Source organism: Ideonella sp. P3_A4 (assembly GCF_056403075.1).
In genome coordinates this window covers 1-2181 of sequence record NZ_JBFUGE010000842.1, presented here as the reverse complement: position 1 = coordinate 2181, position 2181 = coordinate 1, and the positions used below count along the sequence as shown (strand labels likewise).

Here is a 2181-nt window from a genome sequence, read left to right as displayed (position 1 = left end):
CACCTGGACCTGGAACAAGCGCTCGAAGTTCTGCGTCGTCGCCTGCGCAATCTCTTCGACCGAAACACCCTTCTCAGCCGCCAGCACAGTCGCCACATGCGGCACGTAGGCCGGGCTGTTGGTCTTGCCGCGGTAAGGCACCGGCGCCAGGTACGGGCTGTCGGTTTCGATCAGGCTGCGTTCCAGCGGCACGAAGCGCGCCACCTCACGCAGGTCGGCCGCATTGCGGAAGCTGACGATCCCCGAGAACGAGATGTGAAAGCCCAGGTCGAGCGCGGCCCGAGCGACGTCCATTGTCTCGGTGAAGCAATGGAAGACGCCGCCGATGCCCGAACCCTCTTGCCCGGCGCCCTCTTCCTTCAGCAACCTGATCGTGTCGTCGCTCGCGCTGCGGGTGTGGATGATCAGCGGCAGCTTCAGCCGCCGCGCGGCGCGGATGTGGGCGCGAAAACGGTCGCGCTGCCATTCCATGTCGGCGATGCTGCGGCCGTTCAGGCGGTAGTAGTCCAGGCCTGTTTCACCGATGGCGATGACCTTGGGCTGGCCGGCCAGGCGGCACAAATCGTCTTCGCTCGGCTCGCTCAGGCCTTCGGTGTCGGGGTGCACACCGACGCTGGCCCACAGATTGGTGTGCTCGGCAGCCAGCGCCTGCACGGTCGGGAATTCTTCGAGCGTGGTGCAAATGCACAGCGCGGCGGCCACCTTGGCCTCGCGCATGTCGGCCAGGATTTGCGGCAGCCGGCCGTGAAGCTCCGGAAAGCTCAGGTGGCAATGCGAGTCGACGAACATGGTCGGGAACGGAAATGCAGACACGGGCGCGGACGCCCGGGGGCCAGCGCGCCGCAGTTACAGCGTTTGCGTCGGCTTGGACGACTGGATCGAGGTACCCAGGATCTCTTCGATCTTCATCTTGAGCAGCCGGGTCTTGTCGTCGTTGGGGAAACGCACGCCGACGCCCTGGGTGCGGCCGCCCGACGTGTTGGGCGGCGTGATCCAGCCCACCTTGCCGGCGACCGGGTAACGCTGCGGATCGCCGGGCAGCGACAGCAGCAGGTAGATGTCGTCGCCCAGCTGGTAGTCGCGCGTCGACGGGACGAACAGGCCGCCATCGGAGAAGACCGACACATAGGCGGCGTACAGCGCACCTTTTTCGCGGAACACCAGCTGGATGACGCTGGGGCGTGCTGCGCCGGAAGGGGCTGAAGGAAGGGGACGGCCGTCGACATCGCTCATGGCTGAAGTGTATCCATCAGGTTTCGCTCCACACGCGCTGCCCTTGCGCAACGAGAGCTTCGACACGCAAAGGCGCGTTCCAGGGGTGTTCGTCGTGGCGGGCGACGCGGGCCAGTTCGCGCGCCCACTCGGCCAGGCCGATGAGGCCGGCGCCCGGCGGCACCTGGCCCGGCGCGAAGAAGCGCGGCTCGCCGCCGGCGGCCTGGGCCATTGCGTCGTGGCAGACCTGCTGCAGCACCCGCACTGCGCGTGGCAGTGGCATCGCGGCCAGCGTGCGGGTCTCGCCCTGCGCCACCTGCGACGGCAACTGACCCCAAAGCGTGGCGTCCAGGCCTTCGTCGACCAGCGCCTTGGCGGCCAGCGGCTCACCGCCACTGGCCCGCAGCAGTGCCGCGGCACCGGCCACGCCCTGCTTCGTCAACCATGCCTCGGCGGTGGCCAGGTCAGGCGGCGCCAGGCGGACGCGCTGGCAGCGGCTGCGCACGGTGGGCAGCAGCCGCTCGGGGTCGTCCACGCACAGCAGCAGCTTGGTGCCGGATGCCGGCTCTTCCAGCGTCTTCAGCAGCGCGTTGGCCGAGGTCGCGTTCATCGCATCGGCCGGGTAGAACAACAGCACCTTGCCGCGGCCGCGGCTGGAGCTGGAGTGCGCCCAGTCGATCGCGGCCCGCACGGTGTCGATCTTGATTTCGCGGCTGGGCTTGCGCTTGCTCTTGCTGCCGTCGCCACTGTCACCCTCGCCATCGTCACCGGCGCTGCCTTCAGACCAGCCGAGCGCCAGCTGCATGGTTTCGGGCATCAGCACCTTCATGTCAGGGTGGCTGTGGGCCAGCGCCAGGTGGCAGCTCGGGCATTCGCCGCAGGGCCGCGGCTCGCTCTCGCACAGCCAGGCCTGGGCCACGCGCCAGGCCAGCTCCCACTGGCCCGAGCCAGCCCCGCCGTGCAGGATGA

3 protein-coding genes are annotated in these 2181 nt (G+C 68.5%); all 3 read right to left on the bottom strand.

Features of this window, described 5'->3' with window-relative positions; translation table 11 throughout:
* A partial coding sequence (locus AC1DYI_RS33460; protein WP_477208418.1) for a TatD family hydrolase occupies positions 1–789 on the bottom strand: 789 nt, incomplete at its 3' end.
* A 57-nt stretch (positions 790–846) separates the two neighbouring features.
* The gene (locus AC1DYI_RS33455; RefSeq protein ID WP_477208417.1) at positions 847–1233 is read right to left on the bottom strand and encodes a PilZ domain-containing protein; all 387 of its coding nucleotides are present in this window, start codon (positions 1231–1233) and stop codon (positions 847–849) included.
* Between the two features lie 16 nt (positions 1234–1249).
* Positions 1250–2181: DNA polymerase III subunit delta' (locus AC1DYI_RS33450; RefSeq protein ID WP_477208416.1), on the bottom strand; the 932-nt coding region annotated here is incomplete at its 5' end.

What these genes read in the sequence shown, in the direction of transcription:
- AC1DYI_RS33455 (WP_477208417.1), bottom strand. Translation starts at nt 1,233, where the DNA reads ATGAGCGATGTCGACGGCCGTCCCCTTCCTTCAGCCCCTTCCGGCGCA.